Origin of the sequence: Plantactinospora solaniradicis, assembly GCF_042658085.1 — a bacterium.
Taxonomy (GTDB): Bacteria; Actinomycetota; Actinomycetes; order Mycobacteriales; family Micromonosporaceae; genus Plantactinospora; species Plantactinospora solaniradicis.
On sequence record NZ_JBHSPR010000095.1, the window covers coordinates 73285 to 97836 of the forward strand.

Genomic DNA, 24552 nt, shown 5'->3' on the forward strand with positions numbered 1-24552 from the left:
CCTTACCTAGGACTTAGTGGACGTCGATGTGACCTCGGTCACATTTCAAGCTTGCTGGAACTGATCATCGTGGACCGGCGACGGGGCCGTCACCGACGGTTCCAGGAACGGGTTCGCCACGCCCGGCCCGGGGACCATGAGCAGGCCCTAGGGTGATCCAATGGACGAGGAACCGGACGAGGAACTGGACGAGGAAACCCTGGCGTTCGCGCACCGGATGTTCGACCTCGCCCGCGCCGGCAGTACCGAGGACCTGATCGGGTACGTCGACGCGGGACTGCCGGTCAACATGACCAACGACAAGGGCGACACACTGTTGATCCTGGCCGCCTACCACGCGCACCCCGGGACCGTGGCGGCCCTGCTCGACCGGGGCGCCGACCATTCCCGTACCAATGACCGGGGCCAGACCGCGCTCGCCGCCGCCGCGTTCCGCAGCTCGACCGACGCGGTGACGGCGTTGCTGCGCGCCGGGGCGGATCCCACCCACGGCAGCCCGTCCGCGATCGAGACGGCCACCTTCTTCGACCTGCCCGACATGCTCGCCCTGCTCCGGCCCGCACCCTAGTCGCGGTGGCTGGAACACCCGAAACCTCCTCGCGGCGGCCGGAGCACCAGCCGGTATACAGAGAGCATGCGAAACACCACCCTGGCCGGACAGATGCGGACGGCGGCCACCGCCCTGCTGGACGCGTTACCCGGCCCGGTCCGGGAACTGGCCGCTCGTCCGTTCGCGGACGAGGCTGGCCGGCGCTGGATCGAGTACCGCCCGCTGCCCCGGCCCGGCGCCTGCCTCGCCGACCTCGACCGGACCGGCCGGAAGGCGACGCACCGGCTGCTGGCCACCGCGCTGAGTCCACACGCCTATGCCCAGGCCGCCACGATCATGGCCCTGGAGGAGGTGCTCGACCGCCAGGAGAACTGGCAGCGGGGCCGGCACAGCGACGACTACCGGATCGTCGTCTTCGGCGACCCGGCTCGGGACGACGCCTGGTCCTGGCGGTTCGAGGGGCACCACCTCTCGGTGACCATGACGGTCTCCGGAGACCGGGTCTCCCCCGCACCCGTCTTCCTCGGCGCCAACCCGGCCACGGTGAGCTACGCCGGCCGTGCGGTGAGCCGACCACTCGCGCCCGAGGAGGACCTGGCCCGGGCCCTGCTGGACGCGCTCGGCCCCGACGGCCGCGCCGCCGCGATCGTCGCCGACCAGGCACCCGCCGACATCCGCAGCGGCACCCGACCCCGGTTCGCCAGCCGGATCGAGCCGGCCGGTCTGCCCGCCGCGACGCTCGGACCGACCCCCCGGTCGCTGCTCGACCAGCTCGTCGCGCTGTATCTCGACCGGCTGCCGCCCGAACTCGCCGCCCAGGAATCGGCCCGGATCGGCGCGGGCGAACTGCACTTCGCCTGGGAGGGCCCGACCGTGCCGGGCCGCCGCCACTACTACCGGATCCAGGGCGAAGACCTGTTGATCGAGTACGACAACACCAGCGAGGACGGCAACCACGCGCACACCGTGCTCCGCCGCCCGCACAGCGATTTCGGTGACGACGTGCTCGCCGTGCACCGGGAAACCGCCCACCGCTGACGTCGGAGCCCCCAGCGCCCACGAACCGCCCACCGCTGACGTCGAAGCGCCCACTCACGACCTGGGCGCGCCCACTCCTCCGGTCAGGCGGAAGGGCTCACCTGGACCGTCGCCGGCCGAAGCCACCAGCCACCGAGGTGGCCGGTGGGCCGAAGCCGTCGAAGCTGGTCGGCTCGGCGTTCCGCTGGTCGAACTGACGCACCAGGCTGGCGCCCAGACGTACGCCCACGGCGCCGACGAGCAGGCCCATTAGCTCGATCAGCACCAGCGCACCGGTCGCCCCGTGCTCCGGCACACCGGACCTCATCAGGGCGCCGAAGACGAAGAGGACCGCGACCGAGGCGTTCACCAGGTTGAAGGTCACCGCCGTCCGGCGGGTCCGGTCACCCGGCACGTCCCACAGGTCGACCATGCCGGCCGCCACCGCGAGCCCGGCCGCGAACAGCGCGGCCACCGCCGTCCAGTAGCCGACCAGACCCAGCATCGCCGGTCCACCGAGCACGTCAGTCAGGTCGAAGACCGTCGCACAGACGAAGAGTCCGAAGGGGAAGGTGACGAGCATCGGCTGGATCGGATGTCCGTGCACCCGCAGGCGGCTCTGCATGGTGGCGCCTCCCGGCTCGTACCTCGACCAGCCCTCGCCTGCTACCCCCGGGCCGCCGCGCCGAAACGACGCGACGACGTACGGGCGCCGGACAGCGACGGCGGTTGGTCAGGTGTCCCGGGGACGGGCCACCGAGGTGACCAGCCGCTCGGCCACGTCCCGGAGCGGGATGGCCAGGGCCGCCGAAGCGGAACGCAACACCCGTAGCGCCTCCGTGGCCGGACAGCCACGTTGGGTCATGATAACCCCGACTGCCTGATCGATGACCTGACCCGCGGAAAGCGTCTCGTCGAATTCGCCGGCCGGATCGGCCCCGGACCGGTCCCGGACCGCGCCGAGCAGCAGTCCGGCGTGCTCGGCGAGCAGCATCGCCGTGAGTTGCTGGCTCGCGGTCAGCACGCCGGGCTCGCGGGCGTAGAGACTGATCGCGCCGACCACGTGCGCGTCGATGTCCACCGGCACCGCCAGCACCCCGCGCACACCGAACCCCATCGCCCGGCTGGTCCAGGAGCGCCACCGGGTCTCGGTCCGCAGATCCGCCGACCAGACCAGTTCCCGGGTACGGATCGCGACCATCGCCGGCCCGTCTGCGCCGTTCCGGACGTCGTCGAGGTCGCCGAGCCGGGGCTCGGAGGCGGCGACCGACGCCGGCGCTCCGGCCCGCAGGACCGTCACCCCGCACCAGGTCACTCCCGGAATGGCGTCCCGGACGGTGCCCACCAGGCGGTCCAGCGCGGTGTCGAAGTCACTACTCGCGATGAGCCCCGCGGTCACCTCGCGGAGCAGAGCGGCGGTTTCCAGCACGCCCGGGGCCTCGGCCCGTACCTCCGTCGTTCCCAGTCTCACCACCGCGCCGGGACCCCCGCCACCACCGCGGCTGCCGCGGTACGTCCGGTTCGTGCCGTCGCCTGTGTCATGGTCGCCTCTCCCCCGCCGTTACCGATCCCACGCCGGCACGGACCTGCGCTACTACCCGAGCGCTGGGTGGACAAACCACCCGTTTCCAAGAAGAGAACGATCCCGAACGCCACGGGGTTGCCGTCAATTACCAGACGGCAACCCCGTGGTCCAGATCCGGTAGGTGGGCTCAGCGCGGAGCCGAGCTGAGCCTCCGTCCGACCGCCGCGATCAACCGGTCGAGTTCGGAGCCGAACGGGTTGTCGTGTACCAGATAGGTCCAGGTCGCGCTCGGCCGCGCCAGCTCGGACTCGTCCGGCTCCCAGTCGTCGGTGAACTCGGACTCGTCGAAGGTCTCCACCGTCCGGGTCTCGATCTCCGGAACCAGCGCGTTGAACGCCGGCACCGCCGACCGGTGGAACTCGTCCAGCGGATCGAGCCGGCCCAGCGCCCGCAGGTGTACGCCCTCGCGTACCTCGGAGAGTTCGGCCAGGTGGTGCGCCCAGAGCCGGTCGAGGTGGTAGAGGGCGATCGACCGCCCCACCCGGGAGAGGAGGTCCTCGTCCATCTCCTTGGCCCGGTCCGGGAACCGCTCGGTCAGCATCTGCGCGGCGACCTCGGTGGTGAGCAGGCGCTCCCGACGCTCGGCGAGCGCCTTGCGCTGCTGCTCGATCACCACGCTGTACCGCCAGGTGTTGCGGTGGATCTCGTGGTTGACGCCCTCCGCGATCCGCTGCGCGTGCTCGACGGCGAAGTCCACCTGCTCGTCGGTGACCAAGCCGTCGGCGTTCATCCTCGGCGAGGCCGGGATCGCGTCCGGGGCGTGCCGGACGACCAGGTTGTCCTCCAGGCTGACGAAGAAGACGGACCGGCCCGGGTCGCCCTGGCGTCCGGCGCGACCACGCAACTGGTCGTCGACCCGCCGGCTGTCGTGCCGGCCGCTGCCGATCACGAACAGGCCACCGAGGTCGGCCACCTGGTCCCGGTCGGTCTGGTCACTGCCGCCCAGCCGGATGTCGACACCCCGGCCGGCCATCTGGGTGGAGACGGTGACCGCGCCGTGCGCGCCGGCCTCGGCGATGATCGCCGCCTCTTCGGCGTCGTTCTTCGCGTTCAGCACCGTGCACGGCACCCCGGCCTCCCGGAGGGCCTCGGCGAGGCGTTCCGACTCCTTCACGTCCAGCGTGCCGATCAACACCGGACGGCCGGTCTCGTGCTGCTCCTGGATCTCCTGGATCAGCGCCTCCTCCTTCTCCGCCCGGGTGGCGTAGATCCGGTCGGGGTCGTCCACCCGCACACACGGGGTGTTCGGCGGGATCACCGCGACCTCGAGGGAGAAGAACTCGCGTAGCTGGTCGCCGACCAGCACCGCCGTGGCGGTCATCCCGCACACCGTGCGGTAGAGCGCGACGTACGCCTGGACGGTGATCGTGCCCAGCACCTCGCCCTCGGCGGTGGCGTCCAGGCCCTCCTTCGCCTCCACGGCCGCCTGCAACCCGTCCGGCCAGCGGCGGCGCTGCGCGACCCGGCCACGCATCTCGTCGATCAGCTCGACGCCGTCGTTCCGGACGATGTAGTCGACGTCCCGGTGCAGGAGGGCGTGCGCGTGCAGGGCGACGTTCACCGCCGAGAGCTGCTCGACGTGCTCGTCGTCGTACAGGTCGACCCCGCCGAGCCGGGTCTCGACCTCGGCCAGTCCGGCATCGGTGAAGGCGACGCTGCGGCCGTCGTCGGCCACCAGGTAGTGCCGCCCGGCGCGCAGCCCACGGACCACCGCCGCGGCGGTGTGCACCGGGTCCTGCTCGCCGGGAACCGCACCGGCCAGCACCATCGGCACCCGCGCCTCGTCGATCAGGATGGAGTCGGCCTCGTCCACGATCGCCGTGGTCAGCGGCGGCTGCACCCGGTCGTCGATGTCGGTGACCAGCTGGTCCCGGAGGAAGTCGAAGCCGCCCTCGCTGACCGACACGTAGGTGACGTCGCAGGCGTACGCCTGCTGCCGCTCGTCGCGGGTGGAGGCCTCGGTGACCCAGCCGACGCTCAGGCCGAGCCGATCGTAGACGGGCTTCATCCACTCGGCGTCCCGGCGGGCCAGGTAGTCGTTGACGGTCAGTACGTGCACCGGCCCGTTACCCCGCCGGACGTGCCCGTACGCGGCGATCGCCGCCGTCAGCGTCTTGCCCTCACCGGTGGCCATCTCGGCGACCTTGCCGGCGAGCAGCGACATGACGCCGAGCAGCTGGACGTCGTACGGCCGCTGGTCGAGTCCACGCCGGGCGGCCTCGCGGCCCACCGCGCAGATCTCCACGAAATCCTCGGCCCGGCCAGCCGCCTCGGTCAGCTCCGCGTCGTCGAGTTCGGTGAGCTCCTCCTCGCGCGCCTCGATCGTGGGCAGCAGCTTCTCCAGCGGCGCCAGATCAACTGTGGTGCCCGGCCGTTGGAGGAAACGCCGGACCCTGGTCTTCAACCGTTGCGACACACCCATGACGCGCAACGGTACGCGAACTCGCCCGCAAAGTGCTGCCCGCCCGGCCGGTGGGACATCAGGTTAACAAGGGCCCCTTCTTATACAGAAAGCGATAAGAAGGGGCCCTTCCTTACAGTCTGTCCGAGTGGTTAGACCCCGGTGGGCGGGGAAAGCCCGTGGGACTGCACCGGAGGCCGTCGAGGGCTCTGGGCGGAGGCATCCGGGGAGGTTGGTTCCATGCGGCGCTCGCGATCGGCCGTGTCACCTGCGCTGGAGGCATGGTCCACCCACCGGACCGGGGTGGCCGACCAGTGGACCGCCCGGCAACTGGCCCACGCCAAGGGGGCCCGCAGGATCAGCGTCGTCATCCCGGCCAGGGACGAGGAGGCGACCGTGGGCGCGATCGTGGCGTCGATCCGTGCCTGTCTGGTCGAGCAGGTCGCGCTGGTCGACGAGCTGGTGGTCGTCGACTCGCGGTCCTCGGACGGGACCGCCAGGGTCGCGGCGGCGGCCGGCGCCCGGGTGATCAGTCAGGACGAGATGACCCGTGGTCTCCCCCGGCTGGACGGCAAGGGGGACGCGCTGTGGGCGGGACTCGCCGGATCCGACGGGGACATCGTCGCCTTCATCGACGCCGACCTGCGGGAGTTCCAGCCGCACTTCGTCACCGGTCTGCTCGGCCCCCTGCTCACCGACCCGTCCATCGCCTTCGTCAAGGGCTTCTACCACCGGCCGTTGGTCGGCTCCACCGGTGTGGAGGTGGAGGGCGGCGGCCGGGTCACCGAACTGGTGGCCCGTCCCTTGTTCAACCTGTTCTGGCCGGAACTGGCCGGCTTCGTCCAGCCCCTGGCCGGCGAGTACGCCGGTCGGCGGGACGTGCTGGAGCGGGTGCCCTTCGTCTCCGGGTACGGGGTCGAGACGGCCATGCTGATCGACCTGCTGGAGATGTGCGGCCTGAACGCCCTGGCCCAGGTCGACCTGGGTGAGCGCCTGCACCGGCACCAGGACACCGAGGCGCTCGGCCGGATGTCGGGGCAGATTCTGCACACGGTGTGGCAGCGGCTGTGCCGGCGGGGCCTGGTCGACGAGACCGAACCCCCGGCGAACCTGCTCGTCCAGTTCCGCCGGGACGGCACCACCGCCCTGCCGAACCTCGACCGGGAGATCGTGGTCAGTGACGTGTCGGTCCGGGAGCGCCCTCCGCTGGTCGAACTCCGGGAGTCGTTGCGCGGGGCGCCGGTATGACCGCTGCGGGGCACGGGCCAGGACGGGTCGCCGAGCGGAGCCGGGGGGACCGATGAGCCTGACCGTACTGATGAACGCCGGCCCCTGGCTGCCGGTACCACCGCCCGGCTACGGCGGGATCGAGAACGTCGTCGCCACGCTGGTGCCCGAGCTGCGGCGACTCGGCGTACGGGTGGTGCTCGCCTCGACGGCCGACAGCACGCTGCCGGTCGACGAACTGATGTCGGTCTTTCCCGACGGGCAGTTCGGCGCCCTGCAACGGCCGTACAACCAGGTGTGCGGGATCTCGCACGCGCACCTGAACGGGGTGGTCCGGGCACTGCGTGAGCGGGACGACATCGACCTCGTACACGACCACGTGGAGGCGGTCGGACTGGCCGTACTCACCGCGATGGGGCCGGGGGCCGGTCCGGCGCTGCACACCCTGCACTGGGACCTCGGCAAGCACCCCGATCTCTACGGGTACGTGGACGGTGGCGACCGGGTCCGGGTCAACGGCGTCTCGGCCTCGCAGCTCGCCCGGGCCCCACAGGCGCTCCAGGACCACGCGGTCGGGCACGTGCACCTCGCCACCCCGCTGGCCGTCGACGCCGACCTGCGGCCGCCGGTCGAGAAGTCCGACCATCTGGTGATCCTCGGCCGGATAACACCCGGAAAGGGCCAGCACATCGGGGCCCGGCTCGCCCATCAGGCCGGCTTCGACCTGGTCCTGGCCGGGCCGGTCGGGCCGTACCGCCGCCCCGAGGAACTCGCCTCGGCCGGACCGGAGGCGGGGCAGAATCCGGACGTACGGTACTGGCGGGAGCAGGTGGCGCCGCTGGTGGACGGCGTACGGGTGCGCTGGGTCGGGATGGTGGCCGGAACCGCCCGCGACGACCTGGTGGCGAGCGCCCGGGCGACGCTCTTTCCGCTCTGCTGGGAGGAACCGGGCGGCACGGCGGTGATCGAGTCGCTGGCCGTCGGTACTCCGGTGGTCGCGATCGGTCGGGGCTGCCTGCCGGAGTTGATCGAGCACGGCCGTACCGGGCTGCTGGCCGACGACGAGGACGGGCTGGCCGACCTGGTGCCGGAGGCCTCCGGGCTGGACGAGCGGGAGTGCCGCCAGGAGGCGAGCCGGCGGTTCACCCCGGCGACCATGGCGGAGCGGTACGTGGACCTGTACGAGCAGGTACGCCGAGCGGCCGCCGCCAGCGCCGCCTGACCCGGGTCGCCAGCGCCACCTGATCAGGTCACCCCTCCTGTGACCAGGGAGTTTGCGGCGCTCGGCCGTTTGCCGCAGCGGTCGCCGGGTAGGCGGCCAGGGCCGTTCACCGTCGTCGAGGTGGTGCCCGCAGTGCACAGAGCCAGTTCCACGGTCAGCCGGCCCCACACCGGGCGGGGGCGGGTGAGCACCGCCGCGGTCGCGGTCGCCGTCCTCTTCCTGGCGCTCGGTGTGTTGGGCTTCATTCCGGACATCACCTCCCGCTACGACGACCTGCGCCTCGCCGGGCAGCATTCCGGCGCCAGGCTGTTCGGCGTGTTCGAGGTGTCGGTGCTGCACAACCTCGTACACCTGGTGTCCGGGGTGGGCGGCCTGGCGCTGGCCCGTACGGCCACCGGGGCGCGGACCTTCCTGATCGGCGGCGGCGCGATCTACCTGGTGCTCTGGGTGTACGGCCTGGCGATCGAGCAGGACAGCGCCGCCAACTTCCTTCCGGTCAACGATGCCGACAACTGGCTGCACCTCGGGCTCGGGATCGGCATGCTCGCGCTCGGCGCACTCAGCAGCCGACGCAGGTAGGCCCAGGCGCCGCAGGTGTAGGCGCAGGGCGCCGGCGGGCAGGCGAAGGCTCCGTCCGATTTCACCCGTTCAGGGCAAAGAATGCGGATTTTCCGGAGCTGCCGCGTTTCGCCACTGAGATCCCGGGTAGCCACCCGCTCGTCCTCAATGGGTCGCATACGGGGTGAGTGGGATGCCGAAACGGGTGGTAACCGAACCGGGACAGGAGCGGGGACCGCTGATCCTCGCCCCCGCCCGCTCCGGCGGATATCCGGGGCCGGTACGGGAGGCGATCCGGGGCAACAGGCTGATCAAGATGCTCGGCACCACCGACGCCAAGCAGATCGGCCTGATGTATCTGAGCACCGCGTTCGGATTCTTCCTCGTCGGCGGCGCGATGGCGATGCTGATGCGCGCCGAACTGGGCCGCCCGGGGTTGCAGTTCCTCTCGAACGAGCAGTACAACCAGCTCTTCACGGCACACGGCACGATCATGTTGCTGCTCTTCGCCACGCCGCTGGCACTCGCGTTCGGCAACTTCGTGGTGCCGTTGCAGATCGGCGCCCCCGACGTGTCCTTCCCCCGGCTCAACGCGCTGGCGTACTGGCTGTACCTCCTCGGCGGTTCGCTGGTGCTGCTCGGATTCCTCACCCCCAACGGCTCTGCCGACTTCGGCTGGACGGCCTACACGCCGCTGAGCCGGGACCAGCACTCCCCCGGCATCGGCGCGGACATGTGGGTTATCGGGCTGGTCCTCTCCGGGCTCGGCACGATCCTCGGCGCGGTCAACCTGATCACCACGATCATCACGCTGCGGGCACCCGGCATGACCATGTTCCGGATGCCGATCTTCACCTGGAACATGCTCTTCACCGCGCTGTTGATAATCCTGGTCTTCCCGTTGCTGGCCGCGGCCCTGCTCGCGCTCTACGCCGACCGAAGACTCAACGCCCACGTCTACGATCCGATGAACGGTGGTCCGCTGCTCTGGCAGCACCTCTTCTGGTTCTTCGGCCATCCCGAGGTCTACATCGTCGCGCTGCCGTTCTTCGGCATCATCACCGAGATCATTCCGGTCTTCTCCCGAAAGCCGATCTTCGGTTACAAGGGCCTGGTCGCCGCGACGATCGCTATCACGATCCTCTCGATGACGGTCTGGGCCCACCACATGTTCGGCACCGGACAGGTGCTGCTGCCGTTCTTCAGTTGGCTGAGTTACCTGATCGCGGTGCCGACCGGCGTCAAATTCTTCAACTGGATCGGCACGATGTGGAAGGGACAGCTCACCTTCGAGACCCCGATGCTGTTCTCCGTCGGTTTCCTCGTCACCTTCCTCTTCGGCGGCCTCACCGGTGTCCTGCTGGCCAGCCCGCCGGTCGACTTCCACACCACCGACACGTACTTCGTGGTCGCCCACTTCCACTACGTACTGTTCGGCACCATCGTCTTCGCCGCGTTCGGTGGGGTGTACTTCTGGTTCCCCAAGATGACCGGCCGGCTGCTGGACGAACGACTCGGCAAGGTCCACTTCTGGACCATGTTCCTCGGCTTCCACACCACCTTCCTGGTCCAGCACTGGTTGGGCAACGAGGGATTCCCCCGCCGGTACGTCGACTACCTGCCCACGGACGGCTTCACCGTGCTGAACACCGTCTCCACGATCGGCTCGTTCGTGCTCGGCGCGTCGACCCTGTTCTTCATCTACAACGTCTGGAAGTCCTGGCGGTTCGGGCGGATGGTGGACGTCTACGATCCGTGGGGCTTCGGGAACTCCCTGGAATGGTCGACGACCTGCCCGCCGCCCCTGCGCAACTTCGACCGGATGCCCCGGATCCGCTCCGAGCGGCCCGCCTTCGACGACAAGTACGGCCCGCTCGTCGCCGACCTCGGCCGCGACCTGCCGCAGCGCTCCACCCTGCCGCCGCAGGTGATCCGCGACGAGCTGCACCAGGCCGTCCGCCATCCCGAGGGCGAGACCCCGAGTCCCGAGGGGGCGCACGGCGCCGACGCGGCGGTCGCACACCACCCACCGGCGGAGTCCGGTGCCCGACCGATCGAGGTGCCGGAGCCGGAGGACGTACGCCGGCCGCACTTCCAGCCGAGCGAGCCGGACGAGAACAACGACAGTGTGGACCGGGGTGGACCGGAGCGGAGCCGTCGCTGGCGGACCGGGCGGCCCTCCGAGGACGACGAGGAGGAGCAGCGGTGAGAACGACCGCAGCAGCGACCGCCCGGGTCAGTCCGCGGGCAGCGCGACCAGACCGGCGGCACTGAGCGAATGCTGGACCTCCGGTTGGGCCCGAGCCAGGCGCCACCGTACGCCGGTGCGGTGCGCCGCGTCCCGACCGGCGACCAACGCGGCGAGAGCGGGACCGTCGAGCTTCGCGACGTCGGTCAGGTCGATCGCCACCTCCGCCGGATGCCCGGTGGAGACCGCCTCGACGACCGCCTGACGCAACTGCTCGGCGGTGTCCCGGTCGACCTCCCCGGTCACCTCGACCACCACCCGGTCCCCCACCTCGCGGACCGAGAGCCGGGCCGGTTGACCGGCCGGGTCGGCCCCGCCGGTCTGCCACGGCGCGGGCGTGTCGGCGAGCATCGCCTGCCGGAGCCAGGTGAGCGCCCGGGAGAGCAGCCGGGAGACGTGCATCTGCGAGATGCCGAACCTGGCCGCGATCTCGGCCTGGGTCTGGTTGCCGTAGAACCGCATCGCCAGGATCCGCCGTTCCCGCCACGGCAACCTGCCCAGCAGTCCGCTGACCGTCACGCGGTCGTCGACCGACTCCAGGTCCGTGTCGGACTCCCCGACGAGGTCACCGAACTCCGCCGAGCTCTCCCCGCCGACCGGCGCGTTGAGCGACGCCGGGCTGTAGCCGGCCGCCGACTCGAGCGCCGCGAGGATCTCCTCCTCCGGCGTCTCCAGCCGGGCCGCGAGTTCCGCCACGCTGGGCGAGCGGGACAGCTCACTGGTCAACGCCGCCGTGGCCTGCCCGACCTCCAGGATCAGGTCCCGGAGCCGGCGGGGCACGTGCACCCCCCAGGTGCGGTCCCGGAAGTGGCGCTTGATCTCCCCGACGATGGTGATCGCCGCGTACGCGGTGAACGAACCCCGTTCCGGGTCATACCGGTCGACCGCGTTGACCAGGCCCAGTCGGGCGACCTGTTCGAGGTCTTCGAGAGGTTCACCACGGCCCCGGTAGCGGCGTGCCAGCCGGCCGGCGAACGGCAGCGCGAACCGTACGAGGTCGTCGCGCGCCTCCTGCCGGCGTTCCGGCGGCAGACCGGCGATCCTGGCCGCGTACGCCAGGGCGGCCGCGTCCAGGTCTTCCAGCCCACGCTCCGCCGGTGCTGTAGTGGTGACTTGTCCGAACATCCGCGCCTCCCTCAGGAAGGTCCCCCGCCCGGAATGCGTATCCGGTCATCGGTGCCCTCGACGGCAACCAAGCCGGAAGCGAACACGTAGCCGAATGTTGGCGAGCAAACGCCCACCGCAGGTAATGCAGCGTTGTTGGCCAGTTGCAGTCAGCGTTTCTTCCCGCCCTGTAGGTACTCAATCACGGGACGTGACTTCTTCGGGGAGTTTTGGCAGCGCCCGGGACCCGGCCGGAGCCGATTGCCCGGCCCGATTCCGGCACCGCGCCGCAATCGGTGAATCCGGAGCGATGGCTCAGTTCCGGGGCATGACTCAACAGACGAGCAGACCCTGGGGCGTACCGCTGGCGCGCAGTCCGGCCAACGCCTCGACCACCCGCAGCGGCGGGGGCGCCGGCAGGTCGTACGGCTGCCCGCGAAGCACCTCGGTGGCGTGCCGGGTGGCCACCGAGGTCACCGGATAGCCACGGGCCGCCACCCGGTCCACGGCCCGGCGTCGACGCCCGAACGAGGCGACCGCGAGCCACTGCGGCAGCCCGGCGAGCGCCGGTGACCGCAGCCCGGGGGGCTCGGGCAGGACGTCGAGCGAGCTGAACGGCGTACTTCCGGCAAGCCACCACTCGGCGCCGGTCACGCTGCGCTCGGTCGCGCTCTCGCACCAGTACGGGACCAGGCCGGCGCGGACCACCTGCCACGGATCGATCAGCCGGCCGCACTCGACCACGCACCGGTCCCCGCTCTTACCGGCCGCCCGTAACCAGCCCCGGTACACGTCGGCGGCGGCGGCGCTGAGGGCGTCCGGTCCGGGGAACAGCACCCGGTGCACCTGGCTGCCGGCGACCTCCGCCCAGTCCAGCAGGCTCGCCTCGAACCCCGGTTCGACACCGTGTTCGGCGTACCCCGGAAGGCCGGGATCCGGGGCGTCCCAACTCGCCCCGTCCCCGCCGGCGCCGTGCAGCACCTGCCCGAGTACGTCGCTGTCCGGCCGGAAGTCGGCCGGCTCCAGTCCGCTGGTCGGCCCGCCGACCTGGAAACTGTGCCCGTCGCCGGATTCGAGGACCGGCCAGCTTCGGACGTCGCGAAGCAGCAGTACCGGCGCGCCGGGCGCGAGCTGGCTGCCGAGGAACTCCCGGTACGGGTCGGGTAGGCGGTGCCACCGCACCACCAGCGAGACGGTCGAACCGGCCAGTACGCCCCGAGCGGCCGGATCGTGCACCTGGCGGACCCGTACGGCCGGGTTGGCGCCGAGCAGCCGTTCCGCCACCCGGGCGCCGTACGCCAGCGCGCCGGCGGGATCGGCGACACCGCCGCCCGGCCACTGCACCACCACGTCGAAGGCGGTGGGTAGCCACGGCACGCCCATCGCGGTGGCCAGGTGCACCGCACCACCGTGCGGCGAGCCGAGCACGATGCCCGGATACCGGCGCGGCGGATAGTGCCCCACCATCCACCCGGCGACCCGGTCCGCGTCGAACGTGCCGGCCTGCTCGGCGCTGACCGCGGCCCGCGCAGCGGCCCGGGCCAACGCGGTACGGCGGACGCTCTCCGGTGCGCCCCGGAACCTCGACAGCACCGGGTGGTAGCCGAGATCGGCACAGTCCCGGCCCCGGACCGCTCGGGAGGCCACCGCCAGCAGTACCCGACCGGTGCTCTCCGGTGACACGATCCGGTCCGGTCCGGGAAGTCCGGGCCCGCCCGCGGCCAGCCACTCCTGCATCTCCCGCACGGGGCCCACCTTCCCTCGATCGCTGTCCCGGCGTTCCCGTCCGAATCGGGTTCAAACGGGCGGTCAGCAACGTGTCAGGGCCAATCCGAAGTTCGGCGGCCAATCTCCGCACGGCGAGGCAGCCGGACAACCAGGTAACCAGGCACCCGGTCAGCCAGGCGCCATCCACAGTGGAGCAGGGGTCAGGGTCGTCCGGTGGGCTCACCGGGCCGGATCGATCCGGCGTCGGCGACTACACGAGGTCGGCGCCCTGGGCGGCGTGTTCCCGCAGGGTCTGGGCCCGTCCACGCACCGCCGCCGTGCCGGTGCCCTCGGCGACCCCGTCGGCGGACAGCCCGCGCAGGTCGGCGAAGGGCTGCTCCGGTGGCTCCAGCGGAATCGCCGAGTCGACCACCGCCTCGATCAGGGTCGGCCGATCGGCCGCGATCGCCTCCTCCCAGGCCGCACCGACCTGCTCCGGCCGGTCGACCCGGATGCCGTGCATGCCGAGCAGCCGGGCCCATCCGGCGTACGGGATGTCGCCGGCCCGGACCTGTTCCGGTGACGGCAGCCCGGAGCCCGCCGGGCGGTCCGGCTCGGCACCCACCGCCCGGACCGGCTCCGTGGCGGGCCCCCGTTCCGGCTCCCCACCCCGGCCGCCCCGGTCCGCGTTGTTGAGCACCAGCACCACGAGGCGTGGGTCCGGCCATTCCGGCCAGTGCTGCGCCACGGTGATCAGTTCGGCCAGCCCTCCGGCCTGCATGGCGCCGTCGCCGAGCAGGGCGAACACCGGCTCGTCCGGATGGGCGAGCTTGGCCGCTATGGCGTACGGCAGGGCGGAGCCGGCCGAGGCCAGGGTCCCGCACAGGTGGGCCCGTACGCCCAGCGGCAGCTGAAGGTGCCGGGCGTACCAGTAGGTCACCGAGCCGACGTCCACCGCGACCGAGGAGTTCTCCGGCAGCCGGGGCGAGAGTTCCCGGAGCACCAGCCGGGGGTTGAGCCGCTCGGTCGGCGCCTCGGCCCGGGCGTCGCACTCGACCCGGGCCCGGTCCACGGCCGCCTCGATCATGTCGCGCCAGTCCCGGTTCCGCCGCTCCGGCACCCGGGACAGCAGGGCGCGCAGGGTTTCCCGGGCGTCGCCGATCAGCGGGATGTCGATCGGGTACCGGCTGGCCAGCCGGCTGCCGTCGATGTCGATCTGCACGGCGGTGGCCTGACCGGGCATCGGGTAGTAGCCGGTCCACGGGTCGTTCGTCCCGATCATCAGCAGCGTGTCGCACCCGGCCATCAACTGCGCGCTCGCCGCCGTGCCGACCTGGCCCAGCACTCCCGTGTGGTAGGGCAGCCGCTCGTCCAGCACCGGCTTGCCCAGCAGCGACGTCGCCACCCCGGCGTCGAGCCGGTCGGCCAACTGCATGATCTCGTCTGCGGCGCCGTACCCGCCCTGGCCGACCAGGATCGCGACCCGCCGCCCGGCGCTGAGCAACTGGGCCGCCGCGCCGAGGTCCTGCTCGTGCGGCACGACCCGGGCCGGCGGCAGGCCGGGTGCGGCCGCGATGACCCCGCCGCCGTCGGGATGCGGCAGGCCGTCGGGTACGACCTGGTCGAGCAGGTCGTGCGGCACCACCAGGCAGGTCGGGCTCCGGGTCGACACGGCGGTACGGATCGCCTGGTCGACCAGGTACGGCACCTGCTCCGGCACCGCCGCGGTGCGCAGGAACTGGGAGCACACGTCACCGAACAGCCGGTGCAGCTCGATCTCCTGGTACGCGCTGCCCAGCGCGCTGAACGTCTGCTGGCCGATGATCGCGACCACCGGCTTGCCGTCGAGCTTGGCGTCGTACAGGCCGCTCAGCAGGTGCAGGGCGCCGGGGCCCTGGGTCGCCAGGCAGACCCCGACACCTCCGGCGTACCGGGCGTGGCCGGAGGCCATGAAGCCCGCCGCCTCCTCCTGACGGGACGGTACGAAGGCGGGATCGCCGCCGGCCCGGTGCAGCGCCTCGACGATCAGCGCCACCCCCTCGCCGGGATGGCCGAAGACCCGGGGAACCCCCCAGGCCCGCAGCCGTTCGACCACGAGATCGGCGATCGTCCGCTCCGACTCGCCCCACGCCAGCCCGGCCGGCCCGGTCGCGGCCCGCACCGGCTCAGCCATCGTCGCGCGCCGGGGTACTCGCGTCCACGTAGCGCAGGACCGCGCCGACCCCGTCGGTGAGGTCCGGCGCCTCGTCGGGATCGAGTACGGTCACCGCCGCGTCGGTGCCGACCAGCGCCCGGACCAGCGCGGCGTCGGCGCGTACCTGCTGTGGCTGCGTGACGGACATCGCGACGAGTTCCTCCGGTCCGGTGGCGATCTCGGTCGGTTCCGGGCCGATCCACAGTCGTTCGGTCGACGACGGGTCGTCCACGATGAGCATCGTGTCGACCTGGCCGCGTTGCAGCGCCGTCACCACGGCGTCCAGGCCCTCGCCGACCTGCTGCTGCATGCCGAACCTGTCCAACGCCTCGTCGGTGTGTGCGGCGGCGACCTCGGCGATGGCCTGCACGGTGACGTCGTCGAAGGCGAACTGCTTGGCACCGGGCGCCGGGAAGCCGGCGTCGGTCTGGACCACCCGGTCCTGCCAGAACTCCGGCAACTGGGCGGCGAGCAGTTGCCGGGCCCGGGTCTCCCCGGCCACCACGATCACCTCCGCGCCGACCCGTTCGGCCAGGTCGGCGGTTGCCGCCGCGGCGTCGCCGGCGTTGCGCCGCCAGGACACCAGCGCGTTGCGCTGCCAGTGGGACTGGGACCAGCCACCCGGCTGGACCCGGCGCAGCGGGTACTGGTTGCCGCCCTTGACGTGCGCGTGCCGGGGTACGCCTCCCGCGCTCACCCCGTCCACGTCGGCACCGGTACGACTGGCCAGCACCCGCACCCAGGGCACCTGCTCACGGCGCTGCGCGACCAGCGGCATGGTGTGCGGAAGGGGTCCGTGCGCGGCGAGGTCCTTCATCGGCGGCGCGGAGAGGTACTCGGTCAGCACCACCTCGCCCCCGGTGGCGAACGCCGCGAGCCCGTAGTCGCCGGGCATCGGTTCGTGCCCCCGCACCACGTCGTCGAGGGCCGCGACGGTACGCGGGTCGGCCCGCTGCTCCGCCAGACGCTCCTGTAGGGCACGCCAGCGCAGTTCCAGCGCGGGATGGGCGTCGTGGGTGTCCCGGGAAGCGTCCAGGTAGACCGACGTCCACGGGCCGGAATGGGCACATATCGGACGCAGGAAGGACAGCTGCATGGGTCGCCCCCTCTCCAAGTCGTCCCGGGCATACCCACGCCGATCGGCTTGTCACCTCGGCATCCGTCCGTAGGCCAACCGTCACGCTGTGGTGAACCGATTCACTCACTCTGCTTTCATCAGCCATGATCGATACACTTCGTCACTGGGGGCGGACTCTCGGTGGTGAGCGCATGGATGGTGAACTGTTTCCCGAACGGGTCGCCTGGCGGAGCGGCCCGATCATTACCGGTCATGTCGTACGACTGATGGAGGGTTACTCCCGAGAGGTGCGGATCGGGCAGCCGATCCTCGTCGCCGTTCTCAGTACGGCGGCACTGGTCAAGGTGGTGCTGCTGCTACTGGCCTCGGTGCTCCGGGCCGGCGCTGCCGGAGGCGCCCGGCGACGCTGGGGAGAACTGCGCAAGGGTCCCGAGTTCCTGGTGACCCCGCTACGACTGCGCGACGGTGGCGGCGTGCTGTGCGAGATGGAGATCCACGGCCACCTGCCGCAGAGCGCACTCGAACCGGACGACCACGTCCAGGTGACCGTACGGTCGCAGAAGGCCGAGGGTCTCGCACCCCGGGTCGAGCGGATCGTCAACCTCACCACCGGGCAACTGCTCACGCCGCGTACCCCGACCCTCTGGTCGCATCTCGGGCCCGCGCTGCTGCTACAGGCCGGGCTCGGGGTGGTGCTGCTCGGCGGGATCCTCGCCTGGGTACTGATCGGGCGGTAGTGCGGCGCCGGGCGGGTCAGCGGCGGACGGAACCCGGTAGGGCGTGATCGGCGTCGGCCCGGACCGCAGCGCCGGCATCAGCCGGTGCCGGGGCACCGAACGGGCGGCCCAGCAGGCCACGACGATGGGCCCACCGCTCGAAGCCCACCGTGGCGAACGGCGGGACCGCGCAGACCAGCGCGGCCACGACGGTGAGCCAGCCCCACCGGTACAACCGGGAGACCAGCAGGACCAGGGCGACGTAGGCGACGAAGAGACCGCCGTGCACCGGCCCGAAGATCTGCACCCCGATCTCGTTCTCCGGCGGGCCGTACTTGACCGCCATCCCGATCAGCAGCGCCAACCAGGAGATCGCCTCGGCGATCGCCGCCAGGACGAAGAGTCTCGCCGCCGTACGGTGCATCCGCGTCCTTCCGCAGGTCCGGCTGTCTCGGGCAGTGGCCGGCGCGATCAGCCACCATTCCGGCTGACAGCTTAGGCGACCCCGGGCCGTCGGCCGGAGCGGACCGGCCGGGGCGGGAGCGGACCGGGGCCGATGGCCGGAGGGACTAACCCTTCCGGGGGAACCGGAAGGGGGACGTCTACGCCTGGAGAACTACAGGTGATGCCGACCACGGGGTGACGCCAGAACGGCATTTCCGGCGGATCATGGAGGTCATGACGGTTCATGGTCTCGGGGGCCGACCGTGATCGCGCTCGTGCTGGCGATTGCTCTGTCGGTGGCCTCGGCGGCGGCCTACGCGGCCGCCGCGGTACTACAGGAACGACTCGCCGCCCAGGCCGGCTCGACGTCGGCCGCCGGACGGGGCTACCTCGCGACCGTTCTCGGTCGTGCCGGCTGGTGGGGTTCGGTGGCCCTGAACGGCACCGGTGCCGCCCTGCACGTGGCCGCGCTGGCCTACGGCCCGCTCTCCGTGGTGCAGCCGCTGGGCGTACTGACCCTGGTCCTCGCGCTGCCGATCGGGGCGGCGGCGATCGGCCGCCGGGCCTCCGGCCGGCAGTGGCTCGGCGCCGGTGCGACCGTGGCCGGACTGGCCCTGCTGCTGGCGTTGACGCTGCCCGGAGCCGGCGACCACGAACTCGCGACCGGTCAGGGCTGGCTCCTGACCGGCGTGGCGACCGCCCTGGTCGCCGGGCTGGTGCTGGCCGGCCGGGCGCGCCGTTCGGCCCTGCCCCGCAGCCTGCTCACCGCGACCGCGGCCGGGATCGCCTTCGCGGCCGCCTCCGCGCTCACCCAGCTCGTGTCCCGACTCGTCGGCTCGGGCGGATCGGTCTGGTCGACCGCCGGCCTGATGCTGGCGCTGGTCGGAATGGCCACGGCCGGGCTGCTGCTGTCCCAGGTCGCCTACCGGGGCGCGGGCCTGGGCGCGCCGCTGGCCACGGTCACCCTGGCCAACCCCGTCGCCTCGGCGGTGATCGCGATGCTGCTGCTCGGCGAGCGGACCGCCGGCGGGGGCCTGGGCGCGCTCGCCGCGCTCGCCGGGGCCGGTCTCGCGGCCTGGGGCGTGCTGCTGCTCGCCGCTGCCGACCGCGCCGCGCCGACCGGCCGGAGGACGCGAGCCAGGCGCCGGGGCGGCCGGGCGCCGGCCCGGTTCAGGGGCGCAGTACGGCTTCCCTGGACGACGAACCGGTCGGCACCCGCCATCCGGTCCTCGGTCTCCCCGACCCGTGCTGGGCGGATCGCCACAGCGCCACCAGCCAGACGACGCCGACCACGGCGACGACCGCCATGCCAAGCCCTTCCAGCGCCGGCATCAAAGCCCCCTGGGTCGGGGTCGGCTCCCCCAGGGAACCGTCCAGGGTGACCCGGTTGTCGCGGGCCCCGGTGAGGAACAGGGTCAGGAACAGGGCGATGACGTGCATCGCGTCCCACAGCGCGTGGAGCAGCGCCACCCCCAGATAGGCGAACAGGAGCCGGATCCCGACCACGAAGTGGTCCCGACTGCTCGCGGAGAAGAGCACGCCGCCGAGGATCGCGGTCCACAGCCCGTGCCCGACCGGAGCCACCAGGCCGCGGAGGATCTCCGTCTGCACCACCTGCACCACCGACAGCCCCTGCACGGTGAAGAGCGCGATGAAGGCGTAGCCGGCCGACTCCAGCGCCGAGAAGCCGAAGCCGACGGCGGCGCCGAGGATCATCCCGTCCCGTACGGTCTTGGCCGCCAGGTGCCGGGTCAGCAGCGCCAGGGCGGCCAGTTTGGCGGCCTCCTCGATCAGGCCCACCCCCAGGAACAGCAGCACCGACGGGCGCAGCAGGTACGACTCCAGCACGGCGGAGGCGAGTACCCCGAGCACCCCACCGGCGAGGAAGGTGCCGAAGACCAGCGAGACGGTGACCTCGCCGGTGTCCCGCCGCTGGAAGGCCCACGCCACGAAGGTCACCGGAACGAGGAAGCTGCCCAGCAGCACCAGCGTGGGTAGGAGCGTCGGGTTTCCGGTCAGGAGGATGGCCCCGACCGTGGCGAGCCAGAGCGCCAGACCACCGAGGAAGATCCGCAGCCACTGCCGGCGCGGGGTGACCGGGACCGCCGCCGTCCACTGCCTGCCGACGCCGTCCATCACGCCTCCGCCGCATCGATCGGGGTCCGGGCTCCGGGCGTACCCGTTGGCGGTGCGGCCGAACGTGCCGCTGGCCCGCCGCAGGCTCGCCGTGCTCGGGCGGGAGTGCCGGGAGCGCCGGGACACCTACTTTCCTTGAAGGAAACTAGATGCTACTTTCTTGCCTGGAAAGTAGGTGTGGCCGGTCGACGGACGAGGAGGACGAGATCGTGGAACCCGACGACGCCCGAGTCGCGCTCGACGAGGTCCGCGCCCGCGACCACCAGGTCCGGGTCGAGTTGGCGCGACAGCGTCCCCGGCGGTCGGCGACCCTGATGATGCTCGCCGGCTACTACCTCGCGATGGCCGGGTTGGACTTCCCGTTTCCCGTGCCCCTCACGTTCGCGGCCGGCGCCGCGCTGCTCATCGCCGGCCACGTCGCCCAGTCGAGAAGGTCGGCCAGCGGTAACGTCCGGCACCGCCGGGAGTCCTGGCGGCCCGGCAACCTGCTGCTCACCGCCGCCTGGCTGATCGCGCTGACGGCCGTGTTCGCCGTGGCGCGGCTGCTGCTCCGCCCCGTGGTCGCGGAGGGGATGACCTCGGTCCTCGCGGCCGTTCCGTCCACCCTGGTCCTCGCGGCCATGATCCGCTGGCAGTACCGCGCCGTCTACGGACCGCCGCCGGCTGCTGAAGCGGTACCGCTCGCCGACAGATCCGCGTCACAGGCCGGTGCCGGGCGGGCCCCGGCGCGGACCGACGCCGGGGAGACTCCGCCGCAGACCGGGACCCGATGACCGAGCCCCGGTTCGACGAGTTGATCCACGCACCGGCCCGGCTCTCCCTCGTCGCCCTGCTCGCGCCCGTCGACGCGGTGGAGTTCGGCTACCTGCGCGAACAACTCGGGCTCAGCGACTCGGCCCTGTCCAAGCACATCAGCGCGCTGGGCGCGGCGGGCTACGTCAGCGTGCACAAGGAGAACCGGGGTCGCGGCATCCGGCGTACCTGGGTCGTCCTCACCGACGCCGGCCTGACCGCGTTCGACGGGCACGTCGCCGCGCTGAACCAGATCGTGGCCCGGGCCCGCCCGACCGGGCTCGGTGCCAGTGGCGGTACCGAGCCGACCCGTGCACCGGACAGCCTGGGTCTGCCGCCCCGCCGCCCCGGATGAGATCCGGCGGCGCCCGGCTCAGAGCTTGAGCACCACCTTGGTGCAGTCGTCCTGCTTCTGCCGGAACATCTCGTACCCGATCGGCGCGTCCTCGAGCCGCAGCCGGTGCGTGATGACGAAGCTCGGATCGATCTCACCCCGGCGGATCCGGTCCAACAGCATCCGGGTGTAGCGCTGGACATGGCACTGCCCGCTACGCAGCGTCAGGGACCGGTTCATCAGCGACCCGATCGGGAACTTGTCCACGAACCCGCCGTACGCCCCGATGATCGAAACCGTGCCACCGTTGCGACAACTCATGATCGCCTCGCGGAGCGCGTGCGGCCGGTCCGTCTCCAGCCGGACGGACTGCTTGGCCCGGTCGTAGCCGTGCAGCACCGCCGACGAGTGGTGCCCCTCCATCCCGACGGCGTCGATGCAGGCGTCCGGTCCCCGACCGCCGGTCATCTCCCGGAGCGTCTCGACGACATCGACCTCCTCGTAGTTCAACGGCTCCGCCCCGGCCTGCTCCTGGGCCATCCGCAGCCGGTACGGGATCCGGTCGATCGCGATCACCCGTTCGGCACCGAGCAGGTAGGCGCTGCGCATGGCCATCAGACCCACCGCGCCCGCGCCCCAGACCGCGACGACCTCACCGCCGGAGATCCCGCACATTTCCGCGCCCATGTACCCGGTCGGAAAGATGTCGGAGAGGAAGAGCACCTTCTCGTCCGGCAGGTCGTCCTCGACCTTGATCGGACCGATGTCGGCGAACGGCACCCTGGCGTACTCCGCCTGGCCGCCGGCGTACCCGCCGAGCATGTGCGAGTAGCCGAAGATGCCGCCCGGCGCGTGCCCGAACAGCCGCTCGGCGATCCCGGCGTTGGGATTGGAGTTCTCGCAGACCGAGTAGAGACCGGACTGGCAGGCGGCACAGTTGCCGCAGGCGATCGGGAACGGCACCACCACCCGGTCACCGATCCGCAGGTTGTGCACGTCCGGCCCGACCTCGACGACCTCGCCCATGAACTCGTGCCCGAGCACGTCGCCCTTCTTCATGCTCGGGATGTACCCGTGGAACAGGTGCAGGTCGGAGCCGCAGATGGCGGAGCTGGTGATCCGTACGACGGCGTCCCGGGAATTCATGATCTTCGGATCGGGCACCTCCTCCACGGCGACGCTCTCCCGGCCCTGCCAACAGATCGCCTTCATCGCGTCCCTCCCAGGGTGTGTCGGCACGGGGTCAACGGGGCTGTCCTGCGGCCCGCGGGCGCGCCGGCTTCTGGAGCACCTGCTGTCGGGTGGACATCCCCGCCGGGCTTCCGTCCGACAGGACCACCTCGCCCGTCTCGATGACCTGTTTGAACCGGCGCAGGTCGTCCCGGATCTGCTGCTCGGGCTCCTCGCCGAAGAGCTTCGCGACGGCCCGACCGACCGCGCCGCCCGGCGGGGCGTACGCCAGGTCCACCCGGACCTCGGTACCCCGGCCGCCCGCCGCACGGGCGAACCGCACCCGTCCCGCGTTGGGGACCCGGGCACCCCGGACCGAACGCCAGGTGATCACCTCGCTCAGGTGGTCCTCCACGATCTCGGCGTCCCATTCGACCCGCCGGCCGGCCGGAGCCTTGACGGTCCAGTGCGACCGCCCGTCCCCGTCGGAGCGGACCGACTCCAGGTGGTACATGAACCGGGGCAGGTTCTCGAAGTCCCGCCAGAACCGGTAGACCTCGTCCGCCGGGCGGTTGATCGTCACCGTCGCGCTGGCCCGTATCGCCCGGCGTCGCGCCCCGGCCGCCCGACTGCCCAACACCCCGGCCAGTACGTCGACCGCCGTGATGCCGGCGACGACCGCCAGGGTCGCTGCGACCCGTTGCCGCCGCTGCCCCTGCCGCTCCCGCACGGCACCGGCGAGCACGGCCAGGTCCATGGCGTCCCCGGCGACCCGGGTCCAGACCCAACCGGACGGCCGACGGCCGACCAGGAGCCCGACGGCGGAGAGCAGCTCGCGGGCACCGACTCCCGGCAGCACTACGGTCCGGGCGGTCATCGAGTCGTCCACCCCGATCAGGCGGCTGACCTGGGACCGCGCGCCGATCGCGGCGACACCGAGTCCGAGGCTCAGCAGGCCGAGCGACCGGGGCAGGAGGCCGCGCTTGTCTTCGTCGGGGATCTCCACCGCTGTCCCACGCATTGTCCTCACCGTCGCCCTCGCCTGGTCTCGGATGCCGGATGCCGGATGCGATCACCGCACGGTTGCGCGACGGGGCTCCGGCCCGCCCGACCGGAACCCGTTGCCGCCACGGCCGGCCGGACCGGCGACCCGACCGACCGACGCTGGACGCTACTGGCCGACCTTGATGCCGGGTTCGCCAGCGGTGAACTGGATGACCTGACGCGGTTCCCGGCCCGGCACGTTCGGGCCGCGCATCTTGCCGATCGGCAGGATCACCCGGCGGAAGGTTCCCTCCAGCATCATCGCCGTGGCGGTGTACCAGGCGATCACCGCGGAGGCGATGAAGAGGTAGGCGCCCACCGTCCGCCAGGCGGAGATGTCCGCGATCTGGCCGACCGCCTGACAGCTCGCTCCGGCGGCGAGCGTCGCCAGTACGCCGGTCACTCCGAGGTTGTCCGCCAACGCGGCGAACGCTCCGGACCAGGTGATCGCGGCGAGCGCGGCGAACCAGAAGCCGAGCGCCACGAACGGGGTCGGCTGGACCAGTACGCCGATGGCGATCAGCAGGTAGAGCAGCCCGTAGGAGAGCCAGAACGCTCCCCAGATGCCGTGCATGGCCGTGGCCAGCCCGTCCCGGGCCCGGAACGCCCACATCCCGGCGAGGAACTGCGCGAGCCCGCCCAGGAAGGCGGCGAACGGGAACAGGAAGGTCGGAGTGCTGGTATTGCCGTACCAGCCGGCAAGGTTGGTGGCGACGACGAAGGTGGCGCCCGCGAAGCCGAAGAGTCCGAGAATCGATGGAGCGGCCACCGGCTGGAGCGTTATCTGCGCGTGGTTGCGCCAGAACTCGAACTCACCGTCATGGCTGGGTTGTGCCGATCGTGACATTGGGTTCATCACTGGCTCCTTCTACGCGGCGATTCGCACCGCCTCGACGCGGTCGGACACGTAGCCCCCGACTACCCAGCGTGAAAGTACTTACACGGAACGCCCAAATCGCGGGCGATGTCGACCGCCGACCCCAGAGCGCAGCGTCACTCGCCCGGGGTACGGAAACGGGCGGGGG

General features: G+C 71.7%; 21 protein-coding genes and 1 pseudogene. 10 read left to right on the forward strand and 12 right to left on the reverse strand.

The genetic code is table 11. The features are described from left to right. Positions 1 to 160 precede the first annotated feature (160 nt). Together ACFP2T_RS46210 and ACFP2T_RS46215 are read left to right on the forward strand one after the other, a co-directional pair. Positions 161 to 568: an ankyrin repeat domain-containing protein gene (locus tag ACFP2T_RS46210; protein ID WP_377433959.1), complete on the forward strand. Its 408-nt coding sequence runs from the start codon at positions 161 to 163 to the stop codon at positions 566 to 568. 66 nt (positions 569 to 634) lie between these two features. Further along, positions 635 to 1588 carry a DUF3500 domain-containing protein gene (locus ACFP2T_RS46215; RefSeq protein WP_377433962.1) on the forward strand — a complete coding sequence of 318 codons (954 nt, stop codon included), beginning with the start codon at positions 635 to 637 and terminating at the stop codon, positions 1586 to 1588. A 97-nt stretch (positions 1589 to 1685) separates the two neighbouring features. Here ACFP2T_RS46215 and ACFP2T_RS46220 read toward each other — a convergent pair whose 3' ends face one another. The 3 genes from ACFP2T_RS46220 to secA2 all read right to left on the reverse strand — a co-directional run bounded on the left by ACFP2T_RS46220 (position 1686) and on the right by secA2 (position 5574). Then, positions 1686 to 2192: a DUF2231 domain-containing protein gene (locus ACFP2T_RS46220; protein ID WP_377433964.1), complete on the reverse strand. Its 507-nt coding sequence runs from the start codon at positions 2190 to 2192 to the stop codon at positions 1686 to 1688. Positions 2193 to 2300: 108 nt separating this feature from the next. After that, entirely contained in the window at positions 2301 to 3038 is a 738-nt protein-coding gene (locus tag ACFP2T_RS46225) for a GAF and ANTAR domain-containing protein (RefSeq protein WP_377434055.1), read from the reverse strand. Between the two features lie 241 nt (positions 3039 to 3279). After that, the gene (gene secA2 / locus ACFP2T_RS46230; protein ID WP_377433967.1) at positions 3280 to 5574 is read right to left on the reverse strand and encodes an accessory Sec system translocase SecA2; all 2295 of its coding nucleotides are present in this window, start codon (positions 5572 to 5574) and stop codon (positions 3280 to 3282) included. Between the two features lie 219 nt (positions 5575 to 5793). Here secA2 and ACFP2T_RS46235 point away from each other — a divergent pair, with 219 nt between their 5' ends. The 4 genes from ACFP2T_RS46235 to ctaD all read left to right on the forward strand — a co-directional run bounded on the left by ACFP2T_RS46235 (position 5794) and on the right by ctaD (position 10769). Further along, a complete protein-coding gene (locus ACFP2T_RS46235) occupies positions 5794 to 6801 on the forward strand; it encodes a glucosyl-3-phosphoglycerate synthase (RefSeq protein ID WP_377433969.1) in 1008 nt (335 codons plus the stop codon). A gap of 52 nt (positions 6802 to 6853) precedes the next feature. Then, positions 6854 to 8002 carry a glycosyltransferase gene (locus ACFP2T_RS46240; RefSeq protein WP_377433972.1) on the forward strand — a complete coding sequence of 383 codons (1149 nt, stop codon included), beginning with the start codon at positions 6854 to 6856 and terminating at the stop codon, positions 8000 to 8002. 132 nt (positions 8003 to 8134) lie between these two features. Next, positions 8135 to 8581, forward strand: a complete 447-nt coding sequence (locus tag ACFP2T_RS46245) for a DUF4383 domain-containing protein (RefSeq protein ID WP_377433975.1) — start codon at positions 8135 to 8137, stop codon at positions 8579 to 8581. 172 nt (positions 8582 to 8753) lie between these two features. Further along, the gene (ctaD, locus tag ACFP2T_RS46250) at positions 8754 to 10769 is read left to right on the forward strand and encodes an aa3-type cytochrome oxidase subunit I (protein ID WP_377433977.1); all 2016 of its coding nucleotides are present in this window, start codon (positions 8754 to 8756) and stop codon (positions 10767 to 10769) included. Between the two features lie 27 nt (positions 10770 to 10796). On the opposite strand, the gene ACFP2T_RS46255 is transcribed toward ctaD, so the two are convergent. The 4 genes from ACFP2T_RS46255 to ACFP2T_RS46270 form a co-directional block, all read right to left on the reverse strand. Beyond that, the gene (locus ACFP2T_RS46255) at positions 10797 to 11933 is read right to left on the reverse strand and encodes a SigB/SigF/SigG family RNA polymerase sigma factor (RefSeq protein ID WP_377433980.1); all 1137 of its coding nucleotides are present in this window, start codon (positions 11931 to 11933) and stop codon (positions 10797 to 10799) included. A gap of 312 nt (positions 11934 to 12245) precedes the next feature. Continuing rightward, positions 12246 to 13649 (reverse strand): hypothetical protein, encoded by a 1404-nt coding sequence (locus ACFP2T_RS46260; protein WP_377434056.1) that lies wholly within the window; start codon positions 13647 to 13649, stop codon positions 12246 to 12248. Between the two features lie 241 nt (positions 13650 to 13890). Next, the gene (locus ACFP2T_RS46265) at positions 13891 to 15792 is read right to left on the reverse strand and encodes a thiamine pyrophosphate-binding protein (protein ID WP_377433982.1); all 1902 of its coding nucleotides are present in this window, start codon (positions 15790 to 15792) and stop codon (positions 13891 to 13893) included. Beyond that, positions 15785 to 16909, reverse strand: a complete 1125-nt coding sequence (locus tag ACFP2T_RS46270; protein WP_377433984.1) for a baeRF2 domain-containing protein — start codon at positions 16907 to 16909, stop codon at positions 15785 to 15787. Before ACFP2T_RS46270 ends, ACFP2T_RS46265 begins: the two co-directional genes overlap by 8 nt. Before the next feature lie 173 nt (positions 16910 to 17082). Here ACFP2T_RS46270 and ACFP2T_RS46275 point away from each other — a divergent pair, with 173 nt between their 5' ends. Continuing rightward, positions 17083 to 17628: a hypothetical protein gene (locus ACFP2T_RS46275; RefSeq protein ID WP_377433987.1), complete on the forward strand. Its 546-nt coding sequence runs from the start codon at positions 17083 to 17085 to the stop codon at positions 17626 to 17628. 16 nt (positions 17629 to 17644) lie between these two features. Here ACFP2T_RS46275 and ACFP2T_RS46280 read toward each other — a convergent pair whose 3' ends face one another. After that, positions 17645 to 18031: a DUF3817 domain-containing protein gene (locus ACFP2T_RS46280; RefSeq protein ID WP_377433990.1), complete on the reverse strand. Its 387-nt coding sequence runs from the start codon at positions 18029 to 18031 to the stop codon at positions 17645 to 17647. Positions 18032 to 18326: 295 nt separating this feature from the next. On the opposite strand from ACFP2T_RS46280, the pseudogene ACFP2T_RS46285 reads away from it, so the two are divergent. Continuing rightward, positions 18327 to 19133, forward strand: a pseudogene (locus ACFP2T_RS46285) (DMT family transporter); the annotation flags it as partial. Positions 19134 to 19221: 88 nt separating this feature from the next. On the opposite strand, the gene ACFP2T_RS46290 reads toward ACFP2T_RS46285, so the two are convergent. Further along, complete coding sequence (locus tag ACFP2T_RS46290; RefSeq protein ID WP_377433992.1) at positions 19222 to 20313, reverse strand: PrsW family intramembrane metalloprotease; 1092 nt, start codon at positions 20311 to 20313, stop codon at positions 19222 to 19224. 23 nt (positions 20314 to 20336) lie between these two features. Between ACFP2T_RS46290 and ACFP2T_RS46295 the strand changes: the two genes are divergently transcribed. Beyond that, positions 20337 to 20960 carry a hypothetical protein gene (locus ACFP2T_RS46295; RefSeq protein ID WP_377433995.1) on the forward strand — a complete coding sequence of 208 codons (624 nt, stop codon included), beginning with the start codon at positions 20337 to 20339 and terminating at the stop codon, positions 20958 to 20960. Next, entirely contained in the window at positions 20957 to 21334 is a 378-nt protein-coding gene (locus tag ACFP2T_RS46300; RefSeq protein ID WP_377433998.1) for a winged helix-turn-helix domain-containing protein, read from the forward strand. The genes ACFP2T_RS46295 and ACFP2T_RS46300 overlap by 4 nt, the downstream gene beginning before the upstream one ends. 18 nt (positions 21335 to 21352) lie before the next feature. On the opposite strand, the gene ACFP2T_RS46305 is transcribed toward ACFP2T_RS46300, so the two are convergent. The 3 genes from ACFP2T_RS46305 to ACFP2T_RS46315 form a co-directional block, all read right to left on the reverse strand. Next, a complete protein-coding gene (locus ACFP2T_RS46305; RefSeq protein ID WP_377434001.1) occupies positions 21353 to 22525 on the reverse strand; it encodes a zinc-dependent alcohol dehydrogenase in 1173 nt (390 codons plus the stop codon). 31 nt (positions 22526 to 22556) lie between these two features. Next, positions 22557 to 23504: an SRPBCC family protein gene (locus tag ACFP2T_RS46310; protein WP_377434004.1), complete on the reverse strand. Its 948-nt coding sequence runs from the start codon at positions 23502 to 23504 to the stop codon at positions 22557 to 22559. A gap of 150 nt (positions 23505 to 23654) precedes the next feature. Further along, positions 23655 to 24383: an acetate uptake transporter family protein gene (locus tag ACFP2T_RS46315; protein WP_377434006.1), complete on the reverse strand. Its 729-nt coding sequence runs from the start codon at positions 24381 to 24383 to the stop codon at positions 23655 to 23657. Positions 24384 to 24552: the final 169 nt, after the last annotated feature.